This window comes from Lysobacter sp. GCM10012299, assembly GCF_042649405.1.
Taxonomy (GTDB): Bacteria; Pseudomonadota; Gammaproteobacteria; order Xanthomonadales; family Xanthomonadaceae; genus Lysobacter_J.
Map to the genome: position 1 here is coordinate 19,259 of NZ_JBHRZC010000010.1, position 26,760 is coordinate 46,018.

27 protein-coding genes are annotated in these 26,760 nt (G+C 68.4%); 10 read left to right on the plus strand and 17 right to left on the minus strand.

Features of this window, described 5'->3' with window-relative positions; all coding sequences use genetic code 11:
- Window positions 1-33 precede the first annotated feature (33 nt).
- From lptB to ACFOPO_RS17960, 5 genes are read right to left on the minus strand one after another with little or no spacing between them, the layout of a single operon-like run.
- Window positions 34-753 carry an LPS export ABC transporter ATP-binding protein gene (gene lptB / locus ACFOPO_RS17940; protein ID WP_386705041.1) on the minus strand — a complete coding sequence of 240 codons (720 nt, stop codon included), beginning with the start codon at window positions 751-753 and terminating at the stop codon, window positions 34-36.
- The gene (gene lptA / locus ACFOPO_RS17945; RefSeq protein WP_386705042.1) at window positions 753-1,295 is read right to left on the minus strand and encodes a lipopolysaccharide transport periplasmic protein LptA; all 543 of its coding nucleotides are present in this window, start codon (window positions 1,293-1,295) and stop codon (window positions 753-755) included. Before lptA ends, lptB begins: the two co-directional genes overlap by 1 nt.
- Window positions 1,276-1,848: an LPS export ABC transporter periplasmic protein LptC gene (gene lptC / locus ACFOPO_RS17950; protein WP_386705043.1), complete on the minus strand. Its 573-nt coding sequence runs from the start codon at window positions 1,846-1,848 to the stop codon at window positions 1,276-1,278. Before lptC ends, lptA begins: the two co-directional genes overlap by 20 nt.
- The gene (locus ACFOPO_RS17955) at window positions 1,845-2,426 is read right to left on the minus strand and encodes a KdsC family phosphatase (protein WP_386705044.1); all 582 of its coding nucleotides are present in this window, start codon (window positions 2,424-2,426) and stop codon (window positions 1,845-1,847) included. The genes lptC and ACFOPO_RS17955 overlap by 4 nt, the downstream gene beginning before the upstream one ends.
- Window positions 2,427-2,432: 6 nt before the next feature.
- A complete protein-coding gene (locus tag ACFOPO_RS17960) occupies window positions 2,433-3,458 on the minus strand; it encodes a KpsF/GutQ family sugar-phosphate isomerase (protein ID WP_386705045.1) in 1,026 nt (341 codons plus the stop codon).
- A gap of 149 nt (window positions 3,459-3,607) precedes the next feature.
- Between ACFOPO_RS17960 and ACFOPO_RS17965 the strand changes: the two genes are divergently transcribed.
- The 4 genes from ACFOPO_RS17965 (at window position 3,608) to ACFOPO_RS17980 (ending at window position 6,786) form a co-directional block, all read left to right on the plus strand.
- Window positions 3,608-3,838, plus strand: a complete 231-nt coding sequence (locus ACFOPO_RS17965) for a BolA family protein (protein ID WP_386705046.1) — start codon at window positions 3,608-3,610, stop codon at window positions 3,836-3,838.
- A gap of 67 nt (window positions 3,839-3,905) precedes the next feature.
- The gene (gene murA, locus ACFOPO_RS17970) at window positions 3,906-5,201 is read left to right on the plus strand and encodes a UDP-N-acetylglucosamine 1-carboxyvinyltransferase (RefSeq protein ID WP_386705047.1); all 1,296 of its coding nucleotides are present in this window, start codon (window positions 3,906-3,908) and stop codon (window positions 5,199-5,201) included.
- A 21-nt stretch (window positions 5,202-5,222) separates the two neighbouring features.
- Window positions 5,223-5,531, plus strand: coding sequence for an EF-hand domain-containing protein (locus ACFOPO_RS17975; RefSeq protein WP_386705088.1), 309 nt, complete (start codon window positions 5,223-5,225; stop codon window positions 5,529-5,531).
- A gap of 115 nt (window positions 5,532-5,646) precedes the next feature.
- Window positions 5,647-6,786 carry an SDR family oxidoreductase gene (locus tag ACFOPO_RS17980; protein ID WP_386705048.1) on the plus strand — a complete coding sequence of 380 codons (1,140 nt, stop codon included), beginning with the start codon at window positions 5,647-5,649 and terminating at the stop codon, window positions 6,784-6,786.
- A 99-nt stretch (window positions 6,787-6,885) separates the two neighbouring features.
- Here the strand turns inward: ACFOPO_RS17980 and ACFOPO_RS17985 are convergent, their stop codons facing one another.
- Genes ACFOPO_RS17985 through purM form a run of 5 tightly spaced genes read right to left on the minus strand, consistent with a single transcriptional unit; the run spans window position 6,886 to window position 10,718 of the window.
- Complete coding sequence (locus ACFOPO_RS17985) at window positions 6,886-7,590, minus strand: DUF3108 domain-containing protein (RefSeq protein WP_386705049.1); 705 nt, start codon at window positions 7,588-7,590, stop codon at window positions 6,886-6,888.
- Entirely contained in the window at window positions 7,590-8,306 is a 717-nt protein-coding gene (locus ACFOPO_RS17990; protein WP_386705050.1) for a DUF3108 domain-containing protein, read from the minus strand. The genes ACFOPO_RS17985 and ACFOPO_RS17990 overlap by 1 nt, the downstream gene beginning before the upstream one ends.
- A 30-nt stretch (window positions 8,307-8,336) precedes the next feature.
- Window positions 8,337-9,017: a phosphoribosylglycinamide formyltransferase gene (gene purN, locus ACFOPO_RS17995; RefSeq protein ID WP_386705051.1), complete on the minus strand. Its 681-nt coding sequence runs from the start codon at window positions 9,015-9,017 to the stop codon at window positions 8,337-8,339.
- Window positions 9,017-9,646: a DUF2238 domain-containing protein gene (locus tag ACFOPO_RS18000; RefSeq protein ID WP_386705052.1), complete on the minus strand. Its 630-nt coding sequence runs from the start codon at window positions 9,644-9,646 to the stop codon at window positions 9,017-9,019. The genes purN and ACFOPO_RS18000 overlap by 1 nt, the downstream gene beginning before the upstream one ends.
- A gap of 25 nt (window positions 9,647-9,671) precedes the next feature.
- Complete coding sequence (gene purM / locus ACFOPO_RS18005) at window positions 9,672-10,718, minus strand: phosphoribosylformylglycinamidine cyclo-ligase (protein WP_386705053.1); 1,047 nt, start codon at window positions 10,716-10,718, stop codon at window positions 9,672-9,674.
- 184 nt (window positions 10,719-10,902) lie between these two features.
- Between purM and ACFOPO_RS18010 the strand changes: the two genes are divergently transcribed.
- The 3 genes from ACFOPO_RS18010 to hda are packed head-to-tail and all read left to right on the plus strand — an operon-like array spanning window position 10,903 to window position 13,914.
- A complete protein-coding gene (locus ACFOPO_RS18010) occupies window positions 10,903-12,003 on the plus strand; it encodes a DUF2066 domain-containing protein (RefSeq protein WP_386705054.1) in 1,101 nt (366 codons plus the stop codon).
- A gap of 26 nt (window positions 12,004-12,029) precedes the next feature.
- The gene (locus ACFOPO_RS18015; protein ID WP_386705055.1) at window positions 12,030-13,181 is read left to right on the plus strand and encodes an AI-2E family transporter; all 1,152 of its coding nucleotides are present in this window, start codon (window positions 12,030-12,032) and stop codon (window positions 13,179-13,181) included.
- 31 nt (window positions 13,182-13,212) lie between these two features.
- Window positions 13,213-13,914, plus strand: a complete 702-nt coding sequence (hda, locus tag ACFOPO_RS18020; protein ID WP_386705056.1) for a DnaA regulatory inactivator Hda — start codon at window positions 13,213-13,215, stop codon at window positions 13,912-13,914.
- Between the two features lie 3 nt (window positions 13,915-13,917).
- On the opposite strand, the gene murU is transcribed toward hda, so the two are convergent.
- The 4 genes from murU to cysG all read right to left on the minus strand — a co-directional run bounded on the left by murU (window position 13,918) and on the right by cysG (window position 18,169).
- Window positions 13,918-14,619 (minus strand): N-acetylmuramate alpha-1-phosphate uridylyltransferase MurU, encoded by a 702-nt coding sequence (murU, locus tag ACFOPO_RS18025; RefSeq protein WP_386705057.1) that lies wholly within the window; start codon window positions 14,617-14,619, stop codon window positions 13,918-13,920.
- Entirely contained in the window at window positions 14,616-15,638 is a 1,023-nt protein-coding gene (locus ACFOPO_RS18030) for an aminoglycoside phosphotransferase family protein (RefSeq protein ID WP_386705058.1), read from the minus strand. Before ACFOPO_RS18030 ends, murU begins: the two co-directional genes overlap by 4 nt.
- A gap of 75 nt (window positions 15,639-15,713) precedes the next feature.
- On the minus strand, window positions 15,714-16,697 hold the full coding sequence (gene cysK, locus ACFOPO_RS18035; protein ID WP_386705059.1) for a cysteine synthase A: 984 nt from the start codon (window positions 16,695-16,697) through the stop codon (window positions 15,714-15,716).
- 38 nt (window positions 16,698-16,735) lie between these two features.
- Window positions 16,736-18,169 (minus strand): siroheme synthase CysG, encoded by a 1,434-nt coding sequence (cysG, locus tag ACFOPO_RS18040; RefSeq protein ID WP_386705060.1) that lies wholly within the window; start codon window positions 18,167-18,169, stop codon window positions 16,736-16,738.
- 188 nt (window positions 18,170-18,357) lie between these two features.
- Here cysG and ACFOPO_RS18045 point away from each other — a divergent pair, with 188 nt between their 5' ends.
- Entirely contained in the window at window positions 18,358-19,341 is a 984-nt protein-coding gene (locus ACFOPO_RS18045; protein WP_386705061.1) for a LysR family transcriptional regulator, read from the plus strand.
- A 94-nt stretch (window positions 19,342-19,435) separates the two neighbouring features.
- On the opposite strand, the gene ACFOPO_RS18050 is transcribed toward ACFOPO_RS18045, so the two are convergent.
- Genes ACFOPO_RS18050 through ACFOPO_RS18060 form a run of 3 tightly spaced genes read right to left on the minus strand, consistent with a single transcriptional unit; the run spans window position 19,436 to window position 23,753 of the window.
- Window positions 19,436-20,176, minus strand: coding sequence for a phosphoadenylyl-sulfate reductase (locus tag ACFOPO_RS18050; protein ID WP_386705062.1), 741 nt, complete (start codon window positions 20,174-20,176; stop codon window positions 19,436-19,438).
- Window positions 20,173-21,891, minus strand: a complete 1,719-nt coding sequence (gene cysI, locus ACFOPO_RS18055; RefSeq protein WP_386705063.1) for an assimilatory sulfite reductase (NADPH) hemoprotein subunit — start codon at window positions 21,889-21,891, stop codon at window positions 20,173-20,175. The genes ACFOPO_RS18050 and cysI overlap by 4 nt, the downstream gene beginning before the upstream one ends.
- 14 nt (window positions 21,892-21,905) lie before the next feature.
- On the minus strand, window positions 21,906-23,753 hold the full coding sequence (locus tag ACFOPO_RS18060) for an assimilatory sulfite reductase (NADPH) flavoprotein subunit (protein ID WP_386705064.1): 1,848 nt from the start codon (window positions 23,751-23,753) through the stop codon (window positions 21,906-21,908).
- Between the two features lie 192 nt (window positions 23,754-23,945).
- Here ACFOPO_RS18060 and cysD point away from each other — a divergent pair, with 192 nt between their 5' ends.
- Together cysD and cysN are read left to right on the plus strand one after the other, a co-directional pair.
- Entirely contained in the window at window positions 23,946-24,860 is a 915-nt protein-coding gene (gene cysD, locus ACFOPO_RS18065; protein WP_386705065.1) for a sulfate adenylyltransferase subunit CysD, read from the plus strand.
- Window positions 24,860-26,752 (plus strand): sulfate adenylyltransferase subunit CysN, encoded by a 1,893-nt coding sequence (gene cysN / locus ACFOPO_RS18070; protein WP_386705066.1) that lies wholly within the window; start codon window positions 24,860-24,862, stop codon window positions 26,750-26,752. The genes cysD and cysN overlap by 1 nt, the downstream gene beginning before the upstream one ends.
- Window positions 26,753-26,760 lie beyond the last annotated feature (8 nt).

The following is a 26,760-nucleotide window of genomic DNA, read 5'->3' on the forward strand; positions in this document are numbered from 1 at the left end:
ATCCTTCAATGACCGGACATCACAGACAGGACATCACAGTCGGAAGGTTTCACCCAGATAAACGCGTCGGACGTCGGGATTTGCAAGCAGCGCGTCGGGTGCTCCCTGCGCGAGCACGCCACCTTCGTTGAGAATATACGCCCGATCGCAAATACCCAAGGTCTCGCGAACGTTGTGGTCGGTGATGAGCACGCCGATGCCGCGATTCTTGAGGTGGCGCACGATTCGCTGGATCTCGCCGACCGAGATCGGGTCGACGCCGGCGAAGGGCTCGTCAAGCAGCATCAGCCGCGGCTTGGCCGCGAGCGCGCGGGCGATCTCGACGCGTCGGCGCTCGCCGCCGGAGAGGCTGGCGCCGATCTGGTCGGCGACGTGGTTGACCTGCAGTTCGTCCAGCAGGCTGGCCAGCTCGCGCTCGCGCCCGGCCTTGTCGAGGTCCTCGCGCAGTTCCAGGACGAGGCGGATGTTGTCGGCCACGCTGAGCTTGCGGAACACCGACGGCTCCTGCGGCAGGTAGCCGACGCCGTACTTGGCGCGCGCATACATGGGCTCGGAGGTGATGTCCTTGCCGTCGAGCACGATCTGCCCGGCATCGGCCGGGACCAGGCCGACGATCATGTAGAAGCAGGTGGTCTTGCCGGCGCCGTTGGGGCCGAGCAGGCCGACGACTTCGCCGGCATCCAGGGTAAGAGCGAAATCCTTGACGACCTCGCGGGAACGATAGGCCTTGCGCAACCCCTGGGCGACCAGCATCAGCCGCCTCCCTGCGCGTTCTTGGGCATGATCCGGATCTTGACCCGGCCGGCATCCTGGCCGCCGCCCTGCACCTGGCCGGTCTTCATGTTGTAGACCACGCGTTCGCCGGCGATGGAGCCGCTGGGCTGCTGGATGTTGACGCCGCCGGTGAACACCACGATCTCGGACTTGAGGTCGTAATCGACCTTGTTGGCCTTCGCGTCCATGGCCTTGCCGTCGTCCAGCTCCTGCTTGAGCGTGACCGGCGAGCCGGTCAGCACCGCGCGGACGGGGTCGCCGCCGCTGGAGTGGATGACGGCCTGGCTGGAGCGGATATCGAGCGTGCCCTGGGTGATGATCACCCCGCCGCTGAGCGTGGTCGGGCGGCTGTCGTCCATCGAGTAGTCGCTGCTGCCAGCGTCGATGTCCATGGGCTTGTTGCGGTCGCTGGTACGGGCCTGCGCGCTGGGCGGAGCCAGTGCCAGCAGGGTCGCGAGCGCAGCCGCCAGCGCGGCGGCCGGGACATTCAGCGCCTGCAGGCTAGCGAACACTGCGGTCATAGCGGGCCTTGACGTTGGATTTGAGGAGGATGCGCTTGGCATCTAGATCGGCTTCCAGCCCTTGGCCGTTCAGTATAAAGCCCGGCTGGGTGACCGTTACCGCTGCCGTGGACGTGGCGCGCTTGCCGTCGGGGAAGACGTTCAGGTGGTCAGTCACGATGCTGACTGGCTTGCCGTCGGCATTGGTGCTCTGGGCCTTGACGCCGCCGCGCAGTCGCACTTCTTCGCCCTTCTCGCTGACCCAGCCGGTCTGCGAGCGCACTTCCCATGGGGTCGCCTTGCTGCCGGCCTTGGGCGGAATGACGAACAGCGGCGTGGCGATGTCCAGCGTCTTGACCTTCGGATCGCGCTCCATCTTCGGTGCGATCAGCGTAAACGCTTCCTTGCCCTGCACGTCGAGTACCGTCAGTTCGAAATCGTGCAGGGTGTAATCGGGCCGATCGGACCCGCCGCCCGCCACCGTGTCGTGGTCGCGCTGCGACCACAGGGCCCAGGTGCTCAGCACCGCGCCGATCAGCAGCAACACGAAGATCGCCACGCCACGCCGGGTCATGCATTGCCCTCTACGCGCACGCCTTCCACCTGGCTGACCTGGGAAAGCAGGGTTTCGGCGTGGCCTTGCGCGGCCAGCAGCAGGTCGCACAGTTCGCGCGCCGCGCCATGGCCGGCGCGCAGGCTGGTGCGCCAATGGACGCGACCGGCGACCCAGGGATGGGCATTGGCCGGGGCGACGGCGAGGCCGGTCTGCAGCATGACCCGCAGGTCCGGCAGGTCGTCGCCCATGAACGACACTTCGTCCATGGTGATGCCCATGCGCGCGGCGATGTCGCGCACGCAGGCGAGTTTGTCGGCGACGGCGGTGTGCACCTCGGCGATGCCGAGGTCGGCGGCACGACGTTGTGCCACTTCGCTGGCACGGGCCGTGACGAAGGCCACCGTGATCCCGGACTTGCGCAGCAGCACCAGGCCCTGGCCGTCGTGGACATGGAACGCCTTGAGCTCGCGACCCTCGCTGTCGAAGAACAGGCGGCCGTCGGTCAGCGTGCCGTCCACGTCGAAGCAGGCCAGGCGGATGCGCGCCGCGCGTTCGCGGATGTCGGCCGGGTAGTCGTTGAGGTGGCTGTAGGTCATGTGGCTTTAGACCACCCGCGCGCGCAACAGGTCATGAATGTTGAGCGCGCCGACCACGTTGCGGTCGTCGTCGACCACGAGCAGGCCGCTGATCTTGTGCGCCTCCATCAGCTGCGCCGCCTCGACCGCGAGCGAATCGGAACCGATGGTCTTGGGCGAGCGCGTCATCACTTCGGCGATGCGGGTGTGGCGGAGGTCGACACCGGGATCGTCGAGCGTGCGACGCAGGTCGCCGTCGGTGTAGAGGCCGATCAGGCGACCGTCGTCATCGACGACGGCGGTCATGCCCAGGCGCTTGCGGGTCATCTCGATCAGCGCCTCGCTGACGCTGGCATCGGCGCTGATCCGCGGCACGTCGTCGCCGGCGTGCATGATGTCGGAGATATGCAGCAGCAGGCGCCGGCCGAGCGCGCCGGCCGGGTGCGAGCGGGCGAAGTCGTCGGCGGTGAAGCCGCGCGCGTCCAGCAGTGCCACCGCCAGCGCGTCGCCCAGCGCGAGCGAGGCGGTGGTGCTGGAGGTCGGCGCCAGCGCCAGCGGGCAGGCCTCGGCCGGCACGCTGACGTCCAGGTGCACGTCGGCCTCGCGCGCCAGCGAGGAGTTGGGGCGTCCGGTCATGGTGATCAGCTTGTTGCCCTGGCGCTTGAGCACCGGCAGCAGCATCAGCACCTCGTCGCTCTCACCCGAGTAGGACAGCGCCAGCACGACGTCGACGTCGGTGATCATGCCCAGGTCGCCGTGGCCGGCCTCGCCCGGGTGGACGTAGAAGGCGGGCGTGCCGGTCGAGGCCAGGGTCGCGGCGATCTTGCGGGCGATGTGGCCGGACTTGCCCATGCCGGTGCAGACCACGCGGCCGCTGGAGGCGAGGATCAGCTTGCAGGCGGCACTGAAGTCGCCGTCGATGCGCTCGGCCACGGCGGCCAGCGCCTGCGCCTCGATCTCGAACACGCGGCGGCCGCTGGCGGCCAGCTGCGCCGGGTCGTCGGCGTAGGGCTGGGCAGGGTGGGGCTGGGCAGGGCTGGGGACGCTTGCCATTTCGGACCGGGGGCCTTTCCGCTAGGCTAATCCATCAATTCTATGCGGTTCATCCGCCAAAAGCCCGTCAAGCCCGGGCTCCCGCCCACCGCGAGACCGCGCGCAGCCCCGCTGCCGCCGGCCGCATGCACTTCCGAGGCCCTGCATACGTGAATCCCGAGACCATCCGCCAGCTGATCGAACAGGGCCTGCCGGGCGCGCGCGCCGATGTGCGCGGTGACGACGGCGTCCATTTCGAAGCCACCGTGGTGGCCGAGGCGTTCCGCGGCAAGTTGCCGCTGGCCCGCCATCGCCTGGTCTATTCGACCTTGGGCGATCGCATGGGCGGCGAGATCCACGCCCTGGCGCTGAAGACGCTGACGCCTGAAGAAGCCGGCTGACGGCTCCGACCGTCACCCGGCTGCCACCCCGATATTCCATCCAATCCCAGAATCCAGAATCCGACCCATGCAGAAGATCGTAGTAGAAGGCGGCGCCGCGCTGAACGGCGAGGTGCAGATCTCCGGCGCCAAGAATGCGGTGCTGCCGATCCTGTGCGCGACGCTTCTGGCCGACGGCCCGGTTTCGATCAGCAACGTGCCGCACCTGCACGACGTGGTGACCACGGCCAAGCTGCTGGGTGAGCTCGGCGCCGGCATCACCGTCGACGAAGGCACCATCAGCGTCAACGGCAAGCCCGGTCGCGGCCGCGGCATCGTGGTCGATCCGACCACCGTGCACAGCCACGTCGCGCCGTACGAACTGGTCAAGACCATGCGCGCCTCGATCCTGGTGCTGGGCCCGCTGCTGGCGAAGTTCGGCGCCGCGGAGGTTTCGCTGCCCGGTGGCTGCGCGATCGGTTCGCGACCGGTCGACCAGCACATCAAGGGCCTGCAGGCGCTGGGTGCGGAGATCACCGTCGAGAACGGCTACATCAAGGCCCACCGCAACGGCCGCCTGAAGGGTGCGCGCTTCGTCTTCGACGTGGTCAGCGTCACCGGTACCGAGAACGTGCTGATGGCGGCCGCGCTCGCCGAAGGCACCAGCGTGCTCGAGAACGCCGCGATGGAGCCGGAGGTCGTCGACCTCGCCGATTGCCTCAACGCGCTGGGCGCGAACATCGAGCACGCCGGCAGCGGTCGCATCGTCGTCCATGGCGTCGAACGCCTGCACGGCGGCAGCCACGACGTGCTGCCCGATCGCATCGAGACCGGCACGTTCCTGGTCGCCGCGGCAATGACCGGTGGCCGCGTCACCGTGCGCCGCGCGCGCCCGGACACTCTCGATGCCGTCATCGACAAGCTCAAGCAGGCCGGCGCGCACATCGAAGTCGATGGCGACCGCATCACCCTGGACATGCAGGGCAAGCGTCCGCGCGCGGTCGACCTGACCACCGCGCCGCACCCGGCATTCCCGACCGACATGCAGGCGCAGTTCATGGCGATGAACTGCATCGCCGATGGCGTCGGCGTGATCAACGAGACCATCTTCGAGAACCGCTTCATGCACGTCTCGGAGCTGCAGCGCCTGGGCGCCGACATCCGCGTCGAAGGGCATACCGCGATCATCCGCGGCGTAGAGCGCCTCAGCGGTGCGCCGGTCATGGCGACCGACCTGCGTGCATCGGCGTCGCTGGTACTGGCCGGGCTGGTGGCCGAAGGCAGCACCACCATCGACCGCATCTACCACCTCGACCGCGGCTACGAGAACCTCGAAGAGAAGCTCTCGGGCCTGGGCGCCGGCATCCGCCGCATCGCCGGTTGATGCCGGGCTGAAGCGTCGATGATCATCGCCCGCGGAAAGTTCTCGACCCGTCGCAAGGTGCTGCTGGGCCTGGTGCTGGTGCTGCTGGCCGTCGTGGCCTGGCTGCACTTCACCGGCGCAGCCGCGACCCGCGGGCTCGAACGCAAGCAGATGGACTGGGACAACGACGGCCAGGTCACGATGACCGAGATGCTGCAGTCGCTCTATGCGGTGAAAGTGGAGATCACCCGCGAAGGCCAGCGCGAATGCCGCGCCTATTCGTGGCGCGGATCGACCGAAACGCTGCGCGTGGACTGCCGCACGACGATGCAGGCCGCGCCGAAGCCCTGAGCCGGGCGCCCGGGCGTTGTCGGGTTCCGGCACCTGCCGGGACCCCTGCCGCATCGCACATGCATTCCGATTCGGATGTGCTAAGAATTCCGGCCGACTCGCCAGGAATCCCTGCATGACCACCACCCGTCGTGACCTGCTCAAGTTCGGTGCCCTCGCCGCGGCCTCGGCCGCGCTGCCGCAGTGGGCGTGGGCCAAGTCGTCCAAACCCATCGAGCGTGCGGCCAAGCCGCTCAACATCCTGATCCTCGGCGGTACCGGCTTCACCGGGCCGTTCCAGGTCAACTACGCGCTGGCGCGCGGGCACAAGGTGACCTTGTTCAATCGCGGCAAGCGACCTTCGCCGGAATGGCCGGGTGATGTCGAGCAGCTGTTCGGCGACCGCAACACCGGCGACCTGAAGTCACTGCAGGGGCGCAAGTGGGATGTCTGCATCGACAACCCGACCAGCCTGCCGTTCTGGGTGCGCGATGCCGGCAACGTGCTCAAGGGCAACGTCGGGCAGTACCTCTTCATCTCCACGATCTCGGTCTACGCCGACGGCAGCAAGCCGGGCATCAGCGAGGATGCGCCGCTGGCCGTGTACGAGGGCAAGGACGCGATGGCAGAGACGCAGGAGTCGCTGCGCGCGGACATCGAGCACCTGTACGGGCCGCTCAAGGCATTGAGCGAGGCCGAGGCGCACAAGCAGTTTGGCGAGCGCGTCACCATCGTGCGTCCCGGCTACATCGTCGGCCCGCGCGACGAGACTGATCGTTTTACCTATTGGCCGCATCGCGTCGCCCAGGGAGGCGAAATGCTGGTGCCTGGCGATGGTTCCGACCCGGTGCAGATCATCGATGGCCGCGATCTGGGCGAGTGGATGATCCGCCTGGCGGAGGCGGGCACGCTGGGCACGTTCAATGCGGTGGGCCCGGCCAAGCCGTTGAGCATGAGCGCGATGCTCAAGGGTTGCGAGCGCGTCACCGGCAAAAAGCCGACCTACACGCACGTGTCGCCGGAATTCCTCGACGAACAGAAAGTCGAGCTGCCGATCTGGGTGTCGTCGAAGAGCGGTCCATATGCCGGCTATGGTGCGGTCAGCAACGCGCGCGCCATTGCCGCCGGGCTCACCTATCGCCCGCTCGATACCACGGTGACCGACTTGCTGGCGTGGTTCCGCAGCCAGCCGGCAGAGCGCCAGGCAACGCTGCGCGCGGGCATCACGCGCGAGCAGGAAGCCGCGCTGCTGAAGGCATGGCACGCCAAGGCCTGACCACCAAAACGTAGCCCGGGTAAGCGAAGCGCACCCGGGGTTTGACGCGTGTGTGACCCGGGTGCGCTGCGCTTACCCGGGCTACTCTGGGCTACGCGGTTACTTCACCGATTGCACGCGCAGGTCGATCGCGTCCTGGCCCTTGTCGCGCTGCAGGATGCGTGCCGGCACCGGCATGCCGTCGACGATCCAGGCGATGGTCTGCTTCTCGCCATTGGTGGCGCTGACCTTGGTCGCCTGCATCGGCTTGCCGCCGACCGTGATTTCTTCCTTGCCGGCGACGGTGTAGTTGAGCTGCTTGACGCGACCGTCCTCGACCATCCGGTAGTTCATCGGCTTGCCGGCGGCAAGGTCGCGAACGACCGCGAGGTTGATCAGCAGTGCATCCAGGTCGCCGCTCTGCAGCTTGACCGGACCAGCGCGCTCGGGCTTGACGTCGCCGCTCCAGCTGGCGACGCCGCTGTTCCAGTCATAGACGGCGTTCTTGGTCTTGCTCTTGGCCAGCACCTTGCTGCTGTCGATGCCCGACAGCGGACGCCACTGCCCGCCCTTGTCCTCGAACACCGTGGTCTGGCGCAGGTCGGCCAGCGGCGCGGTGACGGACAGCGTGTACTTCCAGCGGTTGGCGCCGTCGGCGGCCAGCGTCATGCGGCCGGCACCCACCACGCCCATGTAGCTGGCCTGGTAGTCGGCGGTGAAGGGTTTGATCGCCAGCGCCGGAGCGCTCGCAACCATCAGCAGCGCGGCAGCGAACATGCCGTGCAAGCGCGGGCGGGGCAGGGTGGTGGTCAGTCTGGCAGCCATCACTGGGCTCCTTTGTAGTCGACCAGGCGCAGGTCGAAAGTGTCTTCGCCATTTTCGCGTTGCAGGATGCGCACCGGCGTGGGCACGCCATCGACCACCCACACCACGGTTTCCTCGTTGCCGGCCTGCACGCGCTGCACGCGCATCGCGTTGAAGCTCATGCCATCGACGGCGACGCTTTCCAGGTCGTTGGCGACGGCGTAGCGCTGGTCGCGGGCGCGGCCGTTGTCGACGAACCGGTAGGCGAGTTCGCGTCCCGGTTGTGCATCGCGGATGATGGCCAGGTTGATCAGCAGTCCGCTCATGTCGCCATCGCGCAACGGCACGGGCGCCTGGCGGGTCTTCTTGACGTCGCCGGTCCAGCGCGCCGAATGGTTGGCCCAGTCGTAGGTGCCGCTGATCTTCTTGCCGAGGAACAGGGCCTTGCGCACGGTGCTCTGGCTGAGCGGGCGGTAGTTGTCGCCGACGGTGTCGAACACCGTGCTCTGCTGCGCGTTGACGCCGGCAAGGCCCATCAGGCCACGCGTGCCGCGCATGTCCAGGTCGATGCGCCAGCGCCCGCTGGTGTCGCCCGGCACCACCTGCATCGTCGCTTCGCCCAGCGCCTTGCCGGCATTGAACACCTGGTAGTTGGCGACGAACGACTCCAGCGCCAGCGCCGGGGCGGAAACCGCAGTGCACGCGAAGAGGGTCAGGACACTAAAGATCGGCTTCATCGAACCTTGGCAGGGGGACGCGCAGTGGCGTCAGACTGGCACAGATGGCGGGCCATCGGGGGCATGCAAAACACCGGCGGAATCTAAGCGCAGTGCCGTAAACAGCGGATGACCGTCGAGCTGGATGGTTGTCCCGTGTTCAGCCAGGCGGCCGGAAGCGGCCAGGCGCAGCACCGCCACCAGCAGCGGGTGCTCCACCGCCAGCACGCGCGCCGACAGGGTCTCGGCGTCATCGCCCGCCAGGACCGGCACCACGGCCTGTGCGACCACGCTGCCGGCATCGAGCTCCGGGATCACGAAATGGACGCTGGCGCCGTGTTCGCGCCGGCCGTCGGCGATGGCGCGCGCATGCGTGCGCAGGCCCGGGTAGTGCGGCAACAACGACGGGTGGATGTTGAGCAGGCGGCCGCGGAAGCGATTGACGAAGGCGTCGCCGAGGATGCGCATGTAGCCGGCGCAGACCACCCAGTCCGGCTGGCAAGCCGCGACTGCGTCAGCGAGGTCGGCATCGAAAGCCTCGCGCGACGGATACGCGCGGGCATCGGCGCTCCAGCGAAGCCCGGGCGCGACGCGCGCCAAGGCCGTCGCCGCCGGTTTGTCGGAGAACACGCCGACCACCTCGGCCGGCAGCTCGCCGCTCGAGATCGCATCGATGATGGCCTGCAGGTTGCTGCCCCGGCCCGAGGCCAGCACCGCGATGCGGGCGGCCATCAGGCGGCCTCCGCCGCAGCGGCGCAAGACGCTTCGACGCGACGCGGCCATGCAAGCAGTGCGCCCAGTGTCGCCAGCAGCATGTCGGCGTGCGCATCCCACAGGTCGCCCTGCTGGCCGTTGTAGGCCTCGGCGGCTTCGGGCGACATGGTCAGGGCGATGCCCCATTCCAGCCATTCGTAGACCAGGCTGGCGCACATGATCAGCATCAGCGCGAGCGCGAAGGCCTGTCGCGGCGACAAACGCGGCCAGCGCTGCTGCATGTGCTCGCGCAGGCCCGGTGTGAAGCACACGCCGAACATCAAGTGGATGAGGCGGTCGGCATGGTTGCGTTGCCAGCCGAACGCCTGCTGCGGCGACCAGCCGGTCAGTGCCCGCACCCATTCGTCGTACGGCAGGTTGGAGTAGAGCCAGCGCGCGGCCACGCAGTGCACCGCGATGAAGCCGCAGATCAGCGCGAAATCGATCGTGCGCATCGGCCAGCGCTGGTCATGGCGCCAAAGCCAGCACAGCCCGACCACGGTCAGGCTGCTGTGCAGTGCCTGCTCCACCGGCCAGATCGGTGCGATCCACGTGGCCAGGAACACGGCCACGGTCAGGCCGAGTGCGATCCGCTTCTCAGGCTGCATGGTGTCCGGAGGCCTGGTCAGGCGATCAGCCGATGTGCACGCGTTCGCCGTCTCCGGCCTTGACCACTTCGCCGATGGCGCGGTGGCCCAGGCCGAGGCGGTCGAGGTCGGCGCTGACCGCGGCGACGTCGCCCGGGGCGACCACCAGTACGAAACCGACGCCGCAGTTGAACGTGCGCCACATGTCGTCGTTGGGCACGGCGCCTTCGCGCTGCAGCCAGTCGAACACCGGCGGCAGGACGATGCTGGAGGCCTCGATCTGTAGGCCCAGGCCGTCGGGGATCACGCGGATGATGTTCTCGGTCAGGCCGCCGCCGGTGATGTGCGCCATGGCATGCAGGTCGTGCTTGCCGAGCAGTTCCAGGATCGGCTTCACATAAAGCGCGGTCGGCGCCATCAGCGCGTCGATCAGCTTGACGCCGCCGACATCGAGGTCGGCCGGACGGCCGGCGCGGTCATAGATCTTCCGCACCAGCGAGTAGCCGTTGGAATGCGGACCACTCGACGCAATGCCGAGCAGCACGTCGCCCTGGCGCACCTTGGCGCCATCGAGCAGCTTCGACTTCTCGACCGCGGCGACGCAAAAGCCGGCCAGGTCGTATTCGCCCGGCGGGTACATGTCGGGCATCTCCGCCGTTTCGCCGCCGATCAGCGCGCAGCCGGACATCTCGCAGCCCTTGGCGATGCCGCCGACCACGGCCACGGTGGTGTCGACATCGAGCTTGCCGGTGGCGAAGTAGTCGAGGAAGAACAGCGGTTCCGCACCCTGCACCAGCACGTCGTTGACGCACATGCCGACCAGGTCGATGCCGATGGTGTCGTGGCGGTTCAGCTGCTGGGCCAGCTTGAGCTTGGTGCCGACGCCGTCGGTGCCCGAGACCAGCACCGGCTCCTTGTACTTGCCCGACAGGTCGAACAGGGCGCCGAAGCCACCCAGGCCACCCATCACCTCGGGACGGAAGCTGCGCTTGACCAGCGGCTTGATGCGTTCGACGACCTCGTTGCCCGCGTCGATGTCGACGCCGGCATCGCGGTAGGTGAGCGTGGTGGGGCTGGGGGGAGTGCTGGACACGGGCGGCCTCGGCGGTCGCGGGATATGAAGCGGCGATTTTACCAGCCGTGACGCCTTCGAATGGACGCCAAGACGCCACTGCGGCACCATTTCGGCTCAATACGCACCACCAGGGATAGCGATGGTTCGGGTAATTGGCACGGAAACACGCTCTGCGAGCGGCGCAACAGGCATGCTGGGCGGCATGACGATCCATACGAATGTTCCCTCGAGGGGCCCTGGCCTCGCAGTCACGCTGTTGCTGGCCCTGCTGCTTGCCAGCTTCAGCGCCGCCGCGCAGCGCGTGGAAGGCGACGTCGCCCGTGCCGAGGGCATCTATGCCACCGAAGTGCAGGTCAACGGCCAGGGCGAGGGTGAGCGCAATTCGGCCTTTGCCCGCGGGCTCGCCTCCGTGCTGGGCAAGCTCTCCGGCGATCGCGGCGCGGCCTCGCGGCCGGGCGTCGGCCAGGAGCTGCGCCAGGCCAAGACCTACGTCGACAGCTACGACTACCGCCAGGACGAGGGCCTGGGCCCGACCGGCGCGCCGAGCTTCCGCACCACCCTGGTGATCAAGTACGACGAAGAGGCGGTCAACGAGCTCGCCGCCACCCTGGGCATCCCGGTCTGGCCGCAGCCGCGGCCCAAGCCGGTGCTGTGGCTGGCGATCGACGACGGCAGCGGCCCGCGCCTGGTCGGCCTGCCGCAGGTGAATGCGGCCCGGCCGGCCCTGAACCGCGCCACCGAGCGTGGCTACAAGCTCGGCCTGCCCACCGGCAATGCCGCCGAGCAGGCGGCCGTGGGCGCGATCTGGCGCGGTGACAGCGCCGCGGTCGCGCGCGCTTCGGCCCGCTACAGCCCGCCGATGCAGCTGATCGGCAAGCTTTACCGCGACACCACCGCCGGCTGGAAAGCCGACTGGACCTTCGTCGACGGTGGCAAGGTGCTGTCGAACTGGTCGCAGACCGGCACCGACCCGCGCCAGCTGATGGCCAACGGCGCCGACGGCGCCGCCGATGCGCTGATGAAGCGCTACGCCAAGCGCGCGACCAGCGGCCAGCCCGGCAGCTACCGCGTGACGTTCACCGGCATCGACAGCAGCGACGACTTCATCCGCCTCGCCGGTTACCTGCAGAAGCTGTCGGTGGTGCGCCGCCTGACGCCGACGCGGGCGACGCCGCTGGGACTGGAATACGACCTGGAACTGGTCAGCGGCCTGCCGGGCTTCAACCGGATGCTGGCGCGCGATGACGTGATCGAGGTGTTGGAAGGCCTCGAAGGACAGCCGCCGGTCTACCGGCTGCGGTAACCACTGCGGTAACCACTGGGAACCCCATGCAGACGCAATCACTGGACGAGATCGCGCTGTTCCTGCGCAGGCTGCAATGGACTGCGCTCGGCCTGGGCGTGTGCTGGGTCGTGTGGCTGCTGGCGCCGATCCTGTCGCCGTTCGCTTTCGCGCTGATCCTGGCCTGGCTGGGTGATCCACTGGTTGACCGGATCGAGCGTGCCGGTCGCTCGCGCAACACCGCTGTCGCGCTGGTGTTCACGATGATGGCGCTGGTCGTGCTGGCCGGAATGCTGGTGCTGGTGCCCTTGCTCGAGCGCCAGATCACCACGCTGATCTCGTCGCTGCCCAAGTACCGCGAGTGGCTGATGATGACGGCGCTGCCCTGGGTCGAGCGCCGCACCGGCTTCGAGATCACCGATTCGCTCGACTTCAGCCACTTCGCGCAGCTGGTCCGTGAAAACTGGGACCAGGCCGGCGGCATCGCAACGACGATGCTGGGTTACCTGTCGCGTTCGGGTTCGGCGGTGCTGGCGATGGTCGCCAACATCGCGCTGCTGCCGGTGATCGCCTTCTTCTTCCTGCGCGACTGGGACTTGCTGGTCGAGCGCGTCGCATCGCTGATCCCGCGCAAGCACCTGCCCACGGTCGAGCGCCTGGCGCGCGAATCGAGCGACGTGCTCGGCGCGTTCCTGCGCGGCCAGTTGCTGGTGATGCTGGTGCTGGGCGTGATGTACGGCCTGGGCCTGTGGGCGGTGGGTCTGGACCTGGGCATCCTGATCGGCCTGATCGCCGGCCTGCTGACCTTCGTGCCTTACCTGGGCCCGGCGAGCGGCATCATCCTGGGCGTCATCGCGGCGCTGGTGCAGTACGGCGACTGGCAGCATGTCGCCGGCGTGCTGGCGGTGTTCGGCGTGGGCCAGGTCATCGAAAGCTATGTGCTGACGCCGAAGTTCGTCGGCGACCGCATCGGCCTGCATCCGGTGGCGGTGATCTTCGCCGTGCTGGCCGGCGGCCAGCTGTTCGGATTCCTCGGCATGCTGCTGGCGCTGCCGGTGGCGGCGGTGGTCAACGTGCTGCTGCGCTATGCGCAGGAGCGGTACAGGCACAGCCGGTTGTATGTGGGCGCGCCGGATTCGCCGGCGGACGCGCTGACGGATCCGCACCTGGCACCACCGTTGGACGACAGGCAAGAGTGAGTTGTGAGAGCACAGCAGTGAGTGCACAGCAGTGAGCGTCCCGCAGTTGCCGCTGGCGTTGCGTTATCCGCCCGACCAGCGCCTTGATACGTTTGTCCATGCTCCCGCCGGAACCGTGGAGCAGTTGCTCGCGCTGGCGACGGGCGCCGCTGCCGTGCGCACGGACAATGTCTACCTCGCCGGTGCCTCGGGCGTCGGCAAGACCCACTTGTTGCTGGCGACCTGCGCGGCCACGGAAGCGGCGGGACGCCGTGCCGCCTACCTGCCGCTGCTGGCCGCTGCCGGGCGCTTGCGCGACGCACTCGAAGCGCTCGAGGGCAACGACCTGATCGCGATCGACGGCCTGGATGTCATCGCCGGCAACCGCGAGGACGAGGTCGCGCTGTTCGATGCGCACAACCGCGCGCGCGCTGCCGGCGTGGCGCTGGTTTACGCCGCCCGTGACATTCCCGATGCGATCGGGCTGGGCCTTCCGGACCTGCGTTCGCGCCTGGGCCAGTGCACGCGGATCACGCTGTCGCCGTTGGACGACGAGGGCCGTCGCGAAGTGTTGCGCCAGCGTGCGCAGCGGCGCGGACTGGTGCTGGAAGAAGCGGCGCTGGACTGGCTGCTCAAGCGCGTCGGTCGCGACCTGGGCGGACTGACCGCCCTGCTCGATCGCCTCGACCGCGCCTCGCTGGCAGCGCAGCGGCGGATCACGGTGCCGTTCCTGCGGCAGACGCTGGGAAGCTGAGGCCTAGCCGCGCAACTGCGCATCCAGAGTAGCCAACCGCTCCGGCGTGCCCACGTCGGTCCAGCGCCCGCGGTGATGTTCACCCGTGATCAGGCCGTCGGGCATCCGCTTCTTGAGGATCGGCGCCAGGCGGAAGCGCGGCGGTTGTTCGTTGACGCCAGGCTCGGTTGCCACGGCCTCGCGCCAGTTCGCCAGCATCTGCGGCCGATAGAGGCCCAGGCCCGCATACGTCAGCAGGTTGTCGCCCCCGGCGCGGACGTGGCCGCCGTCGTCGAGCGCGAAGTCGCCGTTGGTGGCATGGCCCGGTCGGTCGACCATCACCAGGTGCGCCAGTCCCGCCGGTTCGCGCGGCAGGCGGGCGAAATCGAAATCGGTCCAGATGTCGCCGTTGACCAGCAGGAAGGGCTGGTCGCCCAGCAACGGCAGCGCATGCAGCATGCCGCCGCCGGTTTCCAGCGGCGTGGAGCCTTCGTAGGAGTACTGCAGGCGCAGTCCCCAGTCGGCACCGTCGCCCAGCACCTTCGGAAACTGGTCGGCGAGCCAGCTGGTGTTGATGACGACATCGCGCACGCCCATCGCGGCGAGCTTCTCCAGATGCCAGGCGATCAACGGCTTGCCGCCGGCGACCAGCAACGGCTTGGGCGTGTGGTTGGTCAGCGGGCGCATGCGCTCGCCCAGGCCGGCAGCGAAGATCAGTGCCTTCATGCGCGCACCCTCGCCATCGCACTACGGATGTGCGAATCGAGCAGGTCGCCGAGCGCGGACAGCTCCGGATAGCGCGGCAACACCTCGTCGAGATAGGTGATGAAGCGCGGTGCGTCCTCGATGTAGTGCGACTTGCCATCGCGATGGTGCAGGCGGGCGAAGATGCCGAGGATCTTGAGGTGGCGCTGGATGCCGAGCCAGTCGGCGTCGCGGCGGAACTGTTCCAGCAACGGCACCGGCACGCCGGCGGCGAGTGCACGCGCGTGGTACTGGGCGAGCCATCCGTCGACGCGTTCGAGCGGCCAGCTCAGGAAGGCATCCTTGAACAGGCTGACCGCGTCGTACGCGACCGGGCCGCTGACGCAATCCTGGAAGTCGAGCACGGCCGGGCCATCGGTCACGGGCATCAGGTTGCGCGGCATGAAGTCGCGGTGGGTAAGCACGCGTGCCTGCGACAGCGCGTTGTCCATCAGCCGGCGCTGCACCAGCTGCAGGCGTTCGGCGTCGCCGCAGTCGAGCTCGATGCCGAGGTGGCGACGCAGGAACCACTCCTCGAACAAACCGGCGTCGCGCTGCAGCAGGGCCTCGCCGAACTCGCCCATGCCCGCTGGCGGCGCGATCGCCTGCAGCTTGAGCAGTTGCGTGATCGCGGCCGCGAAATGCGCGTCGGCGTTGTCGTCGTCGATGACCTTGGCGAGGGTGGGGCCGCCGAGGTCTTCCATCAGCAGGAAGCCCGCGTCGACGTCTTCGACCAGCACCTGCGGCACGCGCACGCCGCCGCCTTCGAGCAGGTTGCGCATGCGCAGCCACGGGCGCACGTCTTCGAGATCCGGCGGCGAATCCATGACGATGCGCGTGCCGGTGGCCGTGGTGGCGCGCCAATAGCTGCGGAAACCGGCGTCGACCGAGGCGCGTTGCAGCAGCAGGTCGGGGTCGCCGCTCGCGGCGCGCGCCCAAGCCAGGCGCGAGGATTCGCGGTCGGATGAACCGCTATCGGATGAACCAGGTACTACGGACATGCATTCTCCGGGCGGCAGGCGCCGCATGCGCACAGCCTAACGGGCCTGTGCGCGCGGGGGAATGCGGGCGGTGCTTCAGGCCGCCACGGCCTCCTTCTTGCCTTCCAGCGTCTCCAGCCACTCGTCGTCCGAACCCTCTGCCACACCCTCGAACAGGAACGTCGACAGATAGCGCTCGCCCGTGTCGGGCAGCACCGCCAGCAGCACCGAGCCCTCCGGCGCGCGCTCGGCCACCTTCAGCGCCGCGGCCACGGTCGCGCCGGCGGAGATGCCGACGAACACGCCTTCCTCCGCGGCCAGGCGCCTGGAGGTGTCACGCGCCAGCACGTCGTCGACCGGCAGCACTTCGTCTGCGATGGTGCGGCTGAGCACGGCCGGCAGGAAGTCCGGCGTCCAGCCCTGGATCTTGTGCGGCTGCCATGTGTTGCCGGACAGCAGGGCCGCGCCCGCTGGTTCGCTGGCGATGATCTTCAGCTCCGGTCGCGCCAGCTTGAGCACTTCGCCGGCCCCCGTAATCGTGCCGCCGGTGCCCCAGCCACTGACGAAGTAGTCCAGCCGCTTGCCGGCGAAGTCGCGCAGGATCTCCGGACCGGTGGTGCTGCGGTGGTAGGCCGGGTTGGCTTCATTCTCGAACTGGCGGGCGAGGAACCAGCCGTGCTTCTCGGCCAGTTCGGCAGCCTTGCGCACCATGCCGCTGCCGCGCTCCGCGGCCGGCGTAAGGATTACCTTGGCGCCGTAGGCGCGCATCAGCTTGCGGCGTTCGACCGAGAACGTCTCGGTCATCACTGCCACGAACGGATAACCGCGCGCGGCCGCGACCATCGCCAGCGCGATGCCGGTGTTGCCGGACGTAGCCTCGACTATGGTCTGCCCCGGTTTGAGCAGGCCCTTGCGCTCCGCGTCGAGGACGATCGCCAGCGCCAGGCGATCCTTCACCGAGCCGCCGGGATTGAACGATTCGACCTTGGCGTACAGGGTGACGTGCGCCGGAGCGATGCGGTGGAGGCGGACGATCGGCGTGCTGCCGATGGTGTCGAGGATGCTGTCGTACAGGGCCATGGGTTTGCTCCAGGGAAAGGGGGGTGGGGCGCGTTGCGCTATGCCGCCAGTGCCAGCGCCGTGCCACCGAGCGGTGGCTCGCCGAACCAGTGCAGCGTGCCGGCGAGCGCGGCGACCTCGCCGATGATCAGCAGTGCCGGCGATTGCACGTCGTGCTCCCGCGCCCGCTCGGCCAGGTCGGCCAGCGTGCCGACAACCACGCGCTGCTCCGGCCGCGAGCCGTTCTCGATCAGCGCGAACGGCGTCGACGCTGCGCGACCGTGTGCGATCAGCCGATCGCGCAGACCATCCAGTCCGGCCACGCCCATGTACACCGCCAGCGTCTGCCGTTCGAGCGCCAGCGATTGCCAGTCGAGCGTGTCGAGCGAGTCCTTGCAGTGCGCGGTGACCAGGCGCACCGATTGCGCATGGTCGCGATGGGTGAGCGGCACGCCGGCGTAGGCCGCGCACGCCAGTGCGGCGGTGATGCCCGGCACGACTTCGAAGGCGATGCCGTCGGCGCGCAGCACCTCGAGCTCTTCGCCGCCGCGTCCGAACACGAACGGATCACCGCCCTTGAGCCGCACTACGCGTTTGCCGGCGCGCGCGTGCTCGAGCATCAGCGCGTGGATCTGCTGCTGCGTGGTGTGGTGGTTACCGGCCTGCTTGCCGACCTCGATCCGCAGTGCATCGCGGCGCACCAGTTGCAGCACGTCCTTGCTGACGAGGCGGTCGTGGAGGATCACGTCGGCCTCGTTGAGCACGCGCAACGCGCGCAGGGTCAGCAGGCCAGGATCGCCCGGGCCGGCGCCGACCAGCGCGACCGAGCCGCGGATGGTGTCGCTCACTGCTTCGTTGCTGCCTGCCAGTGCGGCGCTGAACTCGCGTTCGGCGGCCAGCTTGCGTCGCTGGCGCAGCAAGGCCGGCAGTGGACCGGCAAGCAGGCGCTCGAAGAAGCGACGACGCTGGCCGATGTCCGGGAATCGCGCGCGGATGCGAGGGCGCTCGCGCTCCAGCAGCTCCGCCAGCGCGCCCAGGGATTCGTCGAGTTCCGATTCCAGTTTCTCGCGCAGGTGGCGGGCGAGCATCGGCGCGCCGCCGCCGCTGGAGATCGCCACCTGCAGCAGGCCACGTTCGATCCGCGCGGGAATCTGCACGCTCGATGCCTGCGCGTCGTCGACCACGTTGACCCAGATGCGCCGCGCTTCGCCCGCCGCAGCGACCGCCTGGTTGACCGCATCGTCATCGGTCGCGGCGATGGCCAGCCAGGCGCCGTCGAGCCAGTGCGCATCGAAGGCACCGTCCAGATGCTCGATCCGGCCCTCGGCGACGTGCCGGGCGAGGGGCCGGTTCAGCGACGGGGCGCCGAGACGGACCCGTGCCCCCGCCTCGAGCAGGGCCTCGGCCTTGCGCTGGGCCACCGTACCGCCGCCGACGACCAGCACGTCACGGCCGCGCAGGTCGGCGAAAACGGGAAACAGTGGGCTGGCCATGGTGTCGATCGAGGGATGGAGCGGCGATACCGTGAACCTACCCACGCCCCCGCACCGGCGGAAATGACGCCGCCGTCTGGCGGTATGCCGTTTCGGAATGATGGCCGCGGTGCTGGACAGCGGGTCCGCGCCGGGGTAATTTCTTTCCATCCCTCCATTCGCATCGAGCGATATATAGTCGCTCCGCCATGACCCTGACCCAGCTGCGCTACCTCGTTGCCATTGCCGACTCCGGGCTCAACATCACCCTGGCGGCCGAGCGCGTGCATGCGACCCAGCCGGGCCTGTCCAAGCAGCTCAAGCAACTGGAGGACGAGCTCGGCTTCCAGCTGTTCACGCGCAAGGGCCGGAGCCTTGAGGCGATCGCGCCGGCCGGCGAGCGCGTGCTGATGCACGCGCGCCGCATCCTCGAGGAAGCCAGCAACATCCGCGCCTATGCCGCCAACGAGCGTGGCCAGCACAGCGGCCGCCTGGTGCTGGCGACCACGCACACCCAGGCGCGTTTCGTGCTTCCCGAAGTCATCGCCGCGGTGAAGCGCGAGTTCCCGCAGGTCAGCGTGCACCTGCAGGCGGCGGCCGATGGCGAAGTGCTCGAGCAGCTGGCCCGCGGCGAAGCCGACCTGGCCGTGATCAGCACGGCCGGCGGCGAGCCGGAGGGCGGCGTTGCGGTACCGCTGTTCCGCTGGCGCCGCGTGGTGCTGGTGCCGCTCACGCATCCGCTGGCCAAGCTCGATCGCGCGCCGACGCTGGCGGAGCTGGCCGCGCATCCGTTGATCAGTTACGAGTCCTCCACCAAGCCCGAATCGTCGCTGCACCGCACGTTTGCCGCTGCCGGCCTGGAGCCGCAGCTGGCCATGACCGCGCGCGATGCCGACCTGATCAAGACCTATGTGCGCGCCGGCCTGGGCGTCGGCGTGCTGGCGGAGATGGCGGTGGGCGTACGCGACACCGACCTCAAGGCGTTGCCTGCGCCGGACGCATTGCCCGAGTGCATCACCTGGGCCGTGATCCCGCGCGCACGCGTGCTGCGCGAATACGCGCTGGCGCTGATGCATGGCATCGCGCCGCAACTGGATCGTCGCGACCTGCGGCGCGTGCTGGAAGGCAACCTCGAACCGCGCTGGCCGCAGGCCCCCGCGTGGCGAGAACTTAGTCAGCCGATCACGACCTGAGCGTCGTCACCGTGGTCCCGGCGAACGCCGGGACCCATCTTGATCCTGCAGTCGTCCCTGGATTCCCGCCTTCGCGGGAATGACGTGAGGGGGCTCAAGCCGCATTCGGCTCGCTGTCGAAATGCAGCCCGCACTCACGCTTCAGGCCGAAAAAACGCGTGTCTTCCTCGTTCATCCCGGCCTCCAGCGGTCTCGTGGTGTGGATGTCGCCGATCGACACGTAACCCTGGTGCCACAACGGGTGATAGGGCAGGTCGTGCTGTTGCAGGTACTGCCAGACCTCGCGATCGCCCCAGTCGGCGATCGGATGCAGCTTCCAGCGACCGTCGCGCAGTTCGAGGAACTCGATGTTCGCGCGCGTGCGCGCCTGGCTGCGACGCAGGCCGGCGATCCAGGTGCGCACGCCCAGCTCGTTCAACGCGCGCTGCATCGGCTCGACCTTGCGCATGCGGTTGTAACGCTCGATGCCGTCGAGGCCGTTCTCCCAGAGCTTGCCCAGTCGCGCCTCCATCCAGGCGATGCCGATCTGCGGCCTATACACCTTCAGGTTCAGGCCGAGCCGCTCACTGAGCAGGTCGACGAAACGGTAGGTCTCGGGGAACAGATACCCGGTGTCGATCAGGATCACCGGCATATCCGGCTGCTGCTGCGTCGCCAGGTGCAGCGACACCGCTGCCTGCGCGCCGAAACTCGACGACAGCGCATGCGTTCCGGCCGTGTTCTCCAGCGCCCAGGCAACACGCTCCTGCGCGCTGTGCTGGCCCAGCCAGTGGTTGAGTTCCGCCAGTGCCTGCGGCGACTCGGCGGCGGTGATGGGATCAGGAGGCGTGCTCATGCAGCATTCTCGCTACGCAGTTGCAAATCGATCGGGGGCCTGGGTGGTGCAATCACGGCCGTGCGGACGAGGAAGTCGCCGAAGCCTTCGTCGGCTTCGCGCTGTCCGGCATAGCGCGCAAAAAGTGGATCGAGTTCGGCGAGGATCTGCGCCTCGGCGATGTTTTCCCGGTACAGGGTGTTCAGTCGCTGGCCGCGATGGTCGGCGCCAAGCATCAGGTTGTAGCGGCCCGGCGCCTTGCCGACCAGGGCGATCTCGCCCAGGTACGGGCGCGAGCAGCCGTTGGGGCAGCCGCTGATGCGCAGGTGGATCGGCGCGTCGTGCAGGCCGTGTCCGTCGAGCAGGGACTGCACCTTGCCGGTCAGCTCGGGCAGGTAGCGCTCGGCCTCGGCCATCGCCAGCCCGCAGGTCGGCAACGCGACGCAGGCGAGGGCATTGCGCTGCAGCGGACTGGCGGTGCGGTAGCCGTCCAGGCCGTACTGCGTGGCAAGTGCGTCGATGCGAGCGCGCAGCGCCGCGGGCACGCCGGCGATCACCAGGTTCTGGTTGGGGGTGAGGCGGAACTGCGCCTGCACGTCGGCTTCGTCCAGCACGCGCGCGATCTCGCGCAGGCCGCTGAGGTGGGCGACGCCGTCCTGGTCCCAGATTCGGCCGGCGACGATCCGCAGGGTCAGGTGCGCGCGGCCGTCTTCGCCGTCGATCCAGCCGAACCGGTCGCCGTTGTGGATGAAAGAAAACGCACGGGCAGGTTGCAGCGTGAACCCGGCGCGCCGTTCGACCTCGGCCTTGAACCAGTCCAGGCCGTGGTCGTCGATGGTGTACTTCAGGCGTGCGCGCTTGCGCAGCTGGCGGTTGCCATGGTCGCGCTGCGCGGTGACGACGGCTTCGCCGACCGCGATGACCTGGTCGGGCGTGACGAAGCCGATGACGTCGCCCAGGCGCGGGTAGGTTTCCGGATCGCCGTGGGTCGCGCCCATGCCGCCGCCGACGCTGACGTTGTATCCGGTCAGGGCGCCGTCGTCGTCGAGGATGGCGATGAAGCCCAGGTCCTGGGCGAACACGTCGACATCGTTATAGGGCGGAATCGCGAAACCGATCTTGAACTTGCGCGGCAGGTAGGTCGGCCCGTAGACGGGTTCCTCCTCGCTGCCGCTACCGGCGACGCGCTCCTCGTCGAGCCAGATCTCGTAGTAGGCGCGGGTGTTGGGCAGCAGGTGTTCCGACAGCGCGGCCGCCTGCGCATGCACGCTGGCATGCGCCTGCGACAGCAACGGATTCGCGGCGACGGCAACATTGCGGTTGACGTCGCCGCAGGCGGCGAGGGTGTCGATCAGCGCGGCGTTGATCGCCTGCATGGTCGGCTTCAGCTCGGTCTTGATCACGCCGTGGAACTGGAACGCCTGGCGCGTGGTGATGCGCAGGCCGCGCTCGGCGAAACGCGTGGCGATCGCGTCCAGGCCGAGCCATTGCGCCGGGGTCACCACGCCACCGGGCGTGCGCGTGCGGATCATGAAGCTGTAGGCCGGCTCGAGCCTGGCGACACGCCGCTCCTCGCGGATGTCGCGATCGTCCTGCTGGTAGCTGCCGTGGTACTTGATCAGCGTCTGGTCGTCCTCGGCAAGCGCGCCGGTGACCGGGTTGGCGAGCGACGCCAGCAGCGAGCCGCGCAGGCGCGCGCTTTCGTGCTTGATGTCCTCGACGGAATGGTTGCTCATCAGGGCATGCCTTCTCAGTACACGTCTCTTGCGTAGCGGCCCTGCTGCTGCAGGTCGTTGAGGTAGTCGTTGGCGTCTTCGGCAGACTTTCCGCCGTGTTCGGCGATGGCATCGAGCAGCGCGGCGTGGACGTCACGGGCCATGCGCGTGGCGTCGCCACACACGTAGACGTGCGCGCCGCCTTCGAGCCAGGCGAACAGTTCGCGGCCCTGCTCGCGCAGGCGGTGCTGGACGTAGACCTTGTGCGACTGGTCGCGCGAGAAGGCCAGGTCGAGGCGCTGCAGGCGGCCATCCTTGAGGGCCTGCTGCCACTCGACCTGGTAGAGGAAGTCGGTGCGGAAATGCGGGTTGCCGAACAGCAGCCAGTGGCGGCCGGTGGCGGCGATGGCAGCACGTTCCTGCAGGAAGCCGCGGAACGGCGCGACCCCGGTGCCGGGGCCGATCATGATCACGTCGCGCGAGGCATCGGCGGGCAGGCGGAAGCGCTCGTTGTGTTCGATGAAGACCGGCAGGCGGTCGCCTTCGGCACTGTCGGCGAGCTGGTGCGATGCGGCGCCCCAGCGCGTGCCTCGGCCGTTGTCGTACTCGACGTGGGCGACGGTGAGATGGACTTCGTCGCCGACATGCTTCTGGCTGGAGGCGATCGAGTACAGGCGCGGCGTCAGCGCACGCAGGGCAGCGACCAGTTCCTCGCCGCTCCAGTCAGCGCGGTGCTGCGACAGCAGGTCGATCACCTGCTGCTCGTTGAGCAACTGCGACAGGTGGGCCTGCTGGCCCGGTGCGAGCAGGCCGTTGAGCTCGTCGCTGCGCGCCTGTGCGGCGAGGCTGGCGACGAACGGGCGGGTCAGCCGGGTCAGTTCGCGCTTGCTGCCGAGCCATTGCCGCAAGGGCAGGGTCTGGCCGCCGTGGCTGACGTCTTCGTCACCATCGAGCTGCAGCGTCGAAAGCACCTGTTCGACCAGCGCGGGCGGGTTCGACGGCCACAGGCCCAGCGCATCACCCGGCTCGTAGTGCAGACCGGAGCCCTCGAGGGACAGCTCGATGTGGCGCACGTCCTTGTCCGGACCGGGACGGCCGACGCTGCTGGCACGGCTCACCAGGCGCTGGTTGAGCAGCAGTTCGGCAGCGAACGGGGCATCGCGGCCATGCGCGGGCGTGGCGGGCAGCGGCCGCAGCGGCGTCACTGTCGCCAGCGGAGCGGCGGGCTTCAGCGCGTCCCTGGCCTTGGCCAGCGCCTGCGACAGCCACGGCGTGGCGACGGTCTCGATGTCGAGATCGGCATCGCCGCGCGGCAGCAGCCGGGTTGCGCCCAGTTCGGCCAGGCGCTCGTCGAGCTTCTGGCCGATCGCGCAGAACTGCGGGTAGCTCGAATCGCCCAGGGCCAGCACGGCATAACGCAGCTGCTTGAGCTGCGGAGCACGCTTGCCGGCGATGAACTCGACCAGGGCGCGGGCATCGTCCGGCGGGTCGCCGTCGCCCTGTGTGCTGACCACCAGGTAGAGAGTGCGCTCGTCCTTCAGTTCGCGGGTCGGGTAGGCATCCGCGCGCAGCAGGCGGACGGCGAGGCCGGCGGCCTCGGACTGCCGGGCCAGCTGTTCGGCGAGTCGCTTGGCGTTGCCGGTCTGGCTGCCGTAGACGACGGTCAGGCGCCCCGCCGCCTGGGCTTCCGCGATCGGCAGGGCAATCGTCGCCGCCGTCCCGGCGGAGCGACTGGCCAGTCCGGCGGCGTAGCCCGACAGCCACCACAGGCCGTTTGCATCGAGTCCTTCGGTGACGTGGGCAAGCGCCGCCAGCCGATCCTCGGGAAGGGGAGAACCGAGGGAGGTATTGGCAAACGGGCTGGCAGAAGCCGACATCGGCATGGGACTGGGCGGCGGGGACCATTGCAGGCTAGGCCCCGCCGTCGTCCATATGAAAGGACGTTGGGTAATGCGCTCATGCCGGGGGCTTATTTCCGGGGCGGGCGCATGCCGCTCCTACAATGTGGTCAGATAGCCGCGACCGTCCTGAGCCGGTAGCTGCCGGCCCTGACGCCCGCCACTGACTTGCTGACGATGACCCTGCCTGTCGACCTGAGCCACCTCGATCGCCTCGAAGCCGAGAGCATCCACATCCTGCGCGAGGTGGCGGCCGAGTTCCGCAACCCGGTGATGCTGTACTCGATCGGCAAGGACAGTTCGGTGCTGCTGCACCTGCTGCTCAAGGCGTTCGCACCGGCGCGCAGGCCACCGATCCCGCTGCTGCACGTCGACACCGGCTGGAAGTTCCGCGAGATGATCGCCTTCCGCGACCGTCGCGCCGCCGAGACCGGCGTCGAGCTGCGCGTGCACACCAATCCCGAAGGCGTTGCGCAGGGCATTGGCCCGATCAGCCACGGTGCCACCGTCCACACCGACGTGATGAAGACGCAGGCGCTCAAGCAGGCGCTGGACCAGCATGGCTTCGATGCCGCCATCGGCGGCGCCCGTCGGGATGAAGAGAAATCACGCGCCAAGGAACGCATCTTCTCGTTCCGCAGCGCACAGCATCGCTGGGATCCGAAAAGCCAGCGACCGGAACTGTGGAGCCTGTACAACACCCGCATCCACAAGGGCGAGTCGGTGCGCGTGTTCCCGCTGTCCAACTGGACCGAGCTCGATATCTGGCTGTACATCTACCGCGAGCAGATCCCGGTGCCTTCGCTGTACTTCGCCGCGGAGCGTCCGGTGGTCGAACGCGACGGCGCCTGGATCCTCGTCGATGACGAGCGCCTGCCGTTGCGCGAAGGCGAATCGGCGCAGCTGCGCCAAGTGCGCTTCCGCACCCTGGGCTGCTATCCGCTTACCGGCGCGATCGACTCGCAGGCCGACACGCTGGAGAAGATCATCGCCGAGATGCTGGTGGCCACGACGTCCGAGCGCCAGGGCCGGGTGATCGACCATGACCCGTCGGCGTCGATGGAGAAGAAGAAGCAGGAGGGGTATTTCTGATGGGTACTCCGACCCACCCCGACTCCGCCGCCGTCGAAGTCGCTGCCTACCTGCAACGCCACGAAAACAAGGGCCTGCTGCGTTTCATCACCTGCGGCAGCGTCGACGACGGCAAGAGCACGCTGATCGGGCGACTGCTGCATGAAAGCCGCGCGCTGTTCGACGACCAGCTGTCGACGCTGGAATCCGACAGCCGTCGCCATGGCACCCGCAACGGCGAGATCGATTACGCCCTCCTGCTCGATGGCCTCTCGGCCGAGCGCGAGCAGGGCATCACGATCGATGTGGCCTACCGCTTCTTCAGCACCGACAAGCGCAAGTTCATCGTCGCCGATTGCCCGGGGCACGAGCAGTACACCCGCAACATGGCCACGGGCGCGTCCACCGCGGATGTCGCCGTGGTCCTGGTCGACGCGCGCAAGGGCCTGCTGACGCAGACGCGCCGGCATACCTACATCGCCTCGCTGCTGGGCATCCGCCATGTGTTGCTGGCGGTGAACAAGATGGACCTGGTCGGTTTCGACGCCGCCGTGTTCGACGAGATCGTCGCCGGTTATCTGGAGCTTGCCGACCAGCTCGGCATTGGCAACGTGCAGGCGGTGCCGCTGTCGGCGCTGCAGGGCGACAACCTGATCCAGCGTTCGCCGAATACGCCGTGGTACGACGGCCCCAGCGTCCTCGAGTACCTGGAAAACGTGGACGTCAGCCGCGACGGCACCGACATCGGATTCCGCCTGCCGGTGCAGTACGTGAATCGTCCGGACCAGGATTTCCGCGGCTTTGCCGGCACCGTCGCCGCAGGCGTGGTGCGGCCCGGCGACGACATCGTGGTGCTGCCCTCGGGCCGGCGCTCGAAGGTCGAGCGCATCGTCACCGCTGGCGGCGACCTCGCGCTGGCCGGCGAAGGCCAGGCCGTGACACTGACCCTGCGCGACGAACTCGACATCAGCCGCGGCGACGTCATCGCCGATGCGCACAAACCGCCGCAGGTCTCCGACCAGTTCGCCGCGCACATGCTGTGGATGGGCGAGCAGGCACTGCTGCCGGGCCGGCCGTACTGGCTGAAGATCGGCACGCGCACGGTCAGCGCCAGCATCACCGAGATCAAGCACAAGATCGACGTCAACACGCAGGAAGCGCTGGCGGCCAAGCACCTGGAGCTCAACGAGGTCGGCTACTGCAACCTCTACCTCGACCAGCCGGTGCCGTTCGAGTCGTATGCCGACAGTCGCACGCTCGGTGGTTTCATCCTGATCGACCGCCAGAGCAACGCGACGGTCGCCGCCGGCGCGCTCGACTTCGCCCTGCGCCGTGCCGGCAACATCCACTGGCAGCACCTGGACGTCGACAAGACCGCGCGTGCCCGCATCAAGGGACAGCAGCCGCGCGTGCTGTGGTTCACCGGCCTGTCCGGCTCGGGCAAGTCGACCATCGCCAACCTGGTCGACAAGCGCCTGCACGCGCTGGGCTACCACACCTTCATCCTCGACGGCGACAACGTCCGCCACGGCCTCAACAAGGATCTGGGCTTCACCGACGAGGACCGGGTCGAGAACATCCGCCGCGTCGCCGAAGTGGCGAAGCTGATGGCCGACGCCGGCCTGATCGTGCTGGTCAGTTTCATCTCGCCGTTCCGCGCCGAGCGGCGCATGGCGCGCGAACTGTTCGCACCCGGCGAGTTCGTCGAAGTCTTCATCGACACGCCGCTGGCGGTGGCGGAGCAGCGCGACGTGAAGGGGCTTTATGCCAAGGCGCGCGCTGGGCAATTGCGCAACTTCACCGGTATCGACTCGCCTTATGAGGTGCCGGAGGCGGCTGAGCTGACGCTGGATACGGTCAGCGATGATGCCGAGCGGCTGGCGCAGACGGTCATCGACTATCTGATGGGCTGACTTGGCCC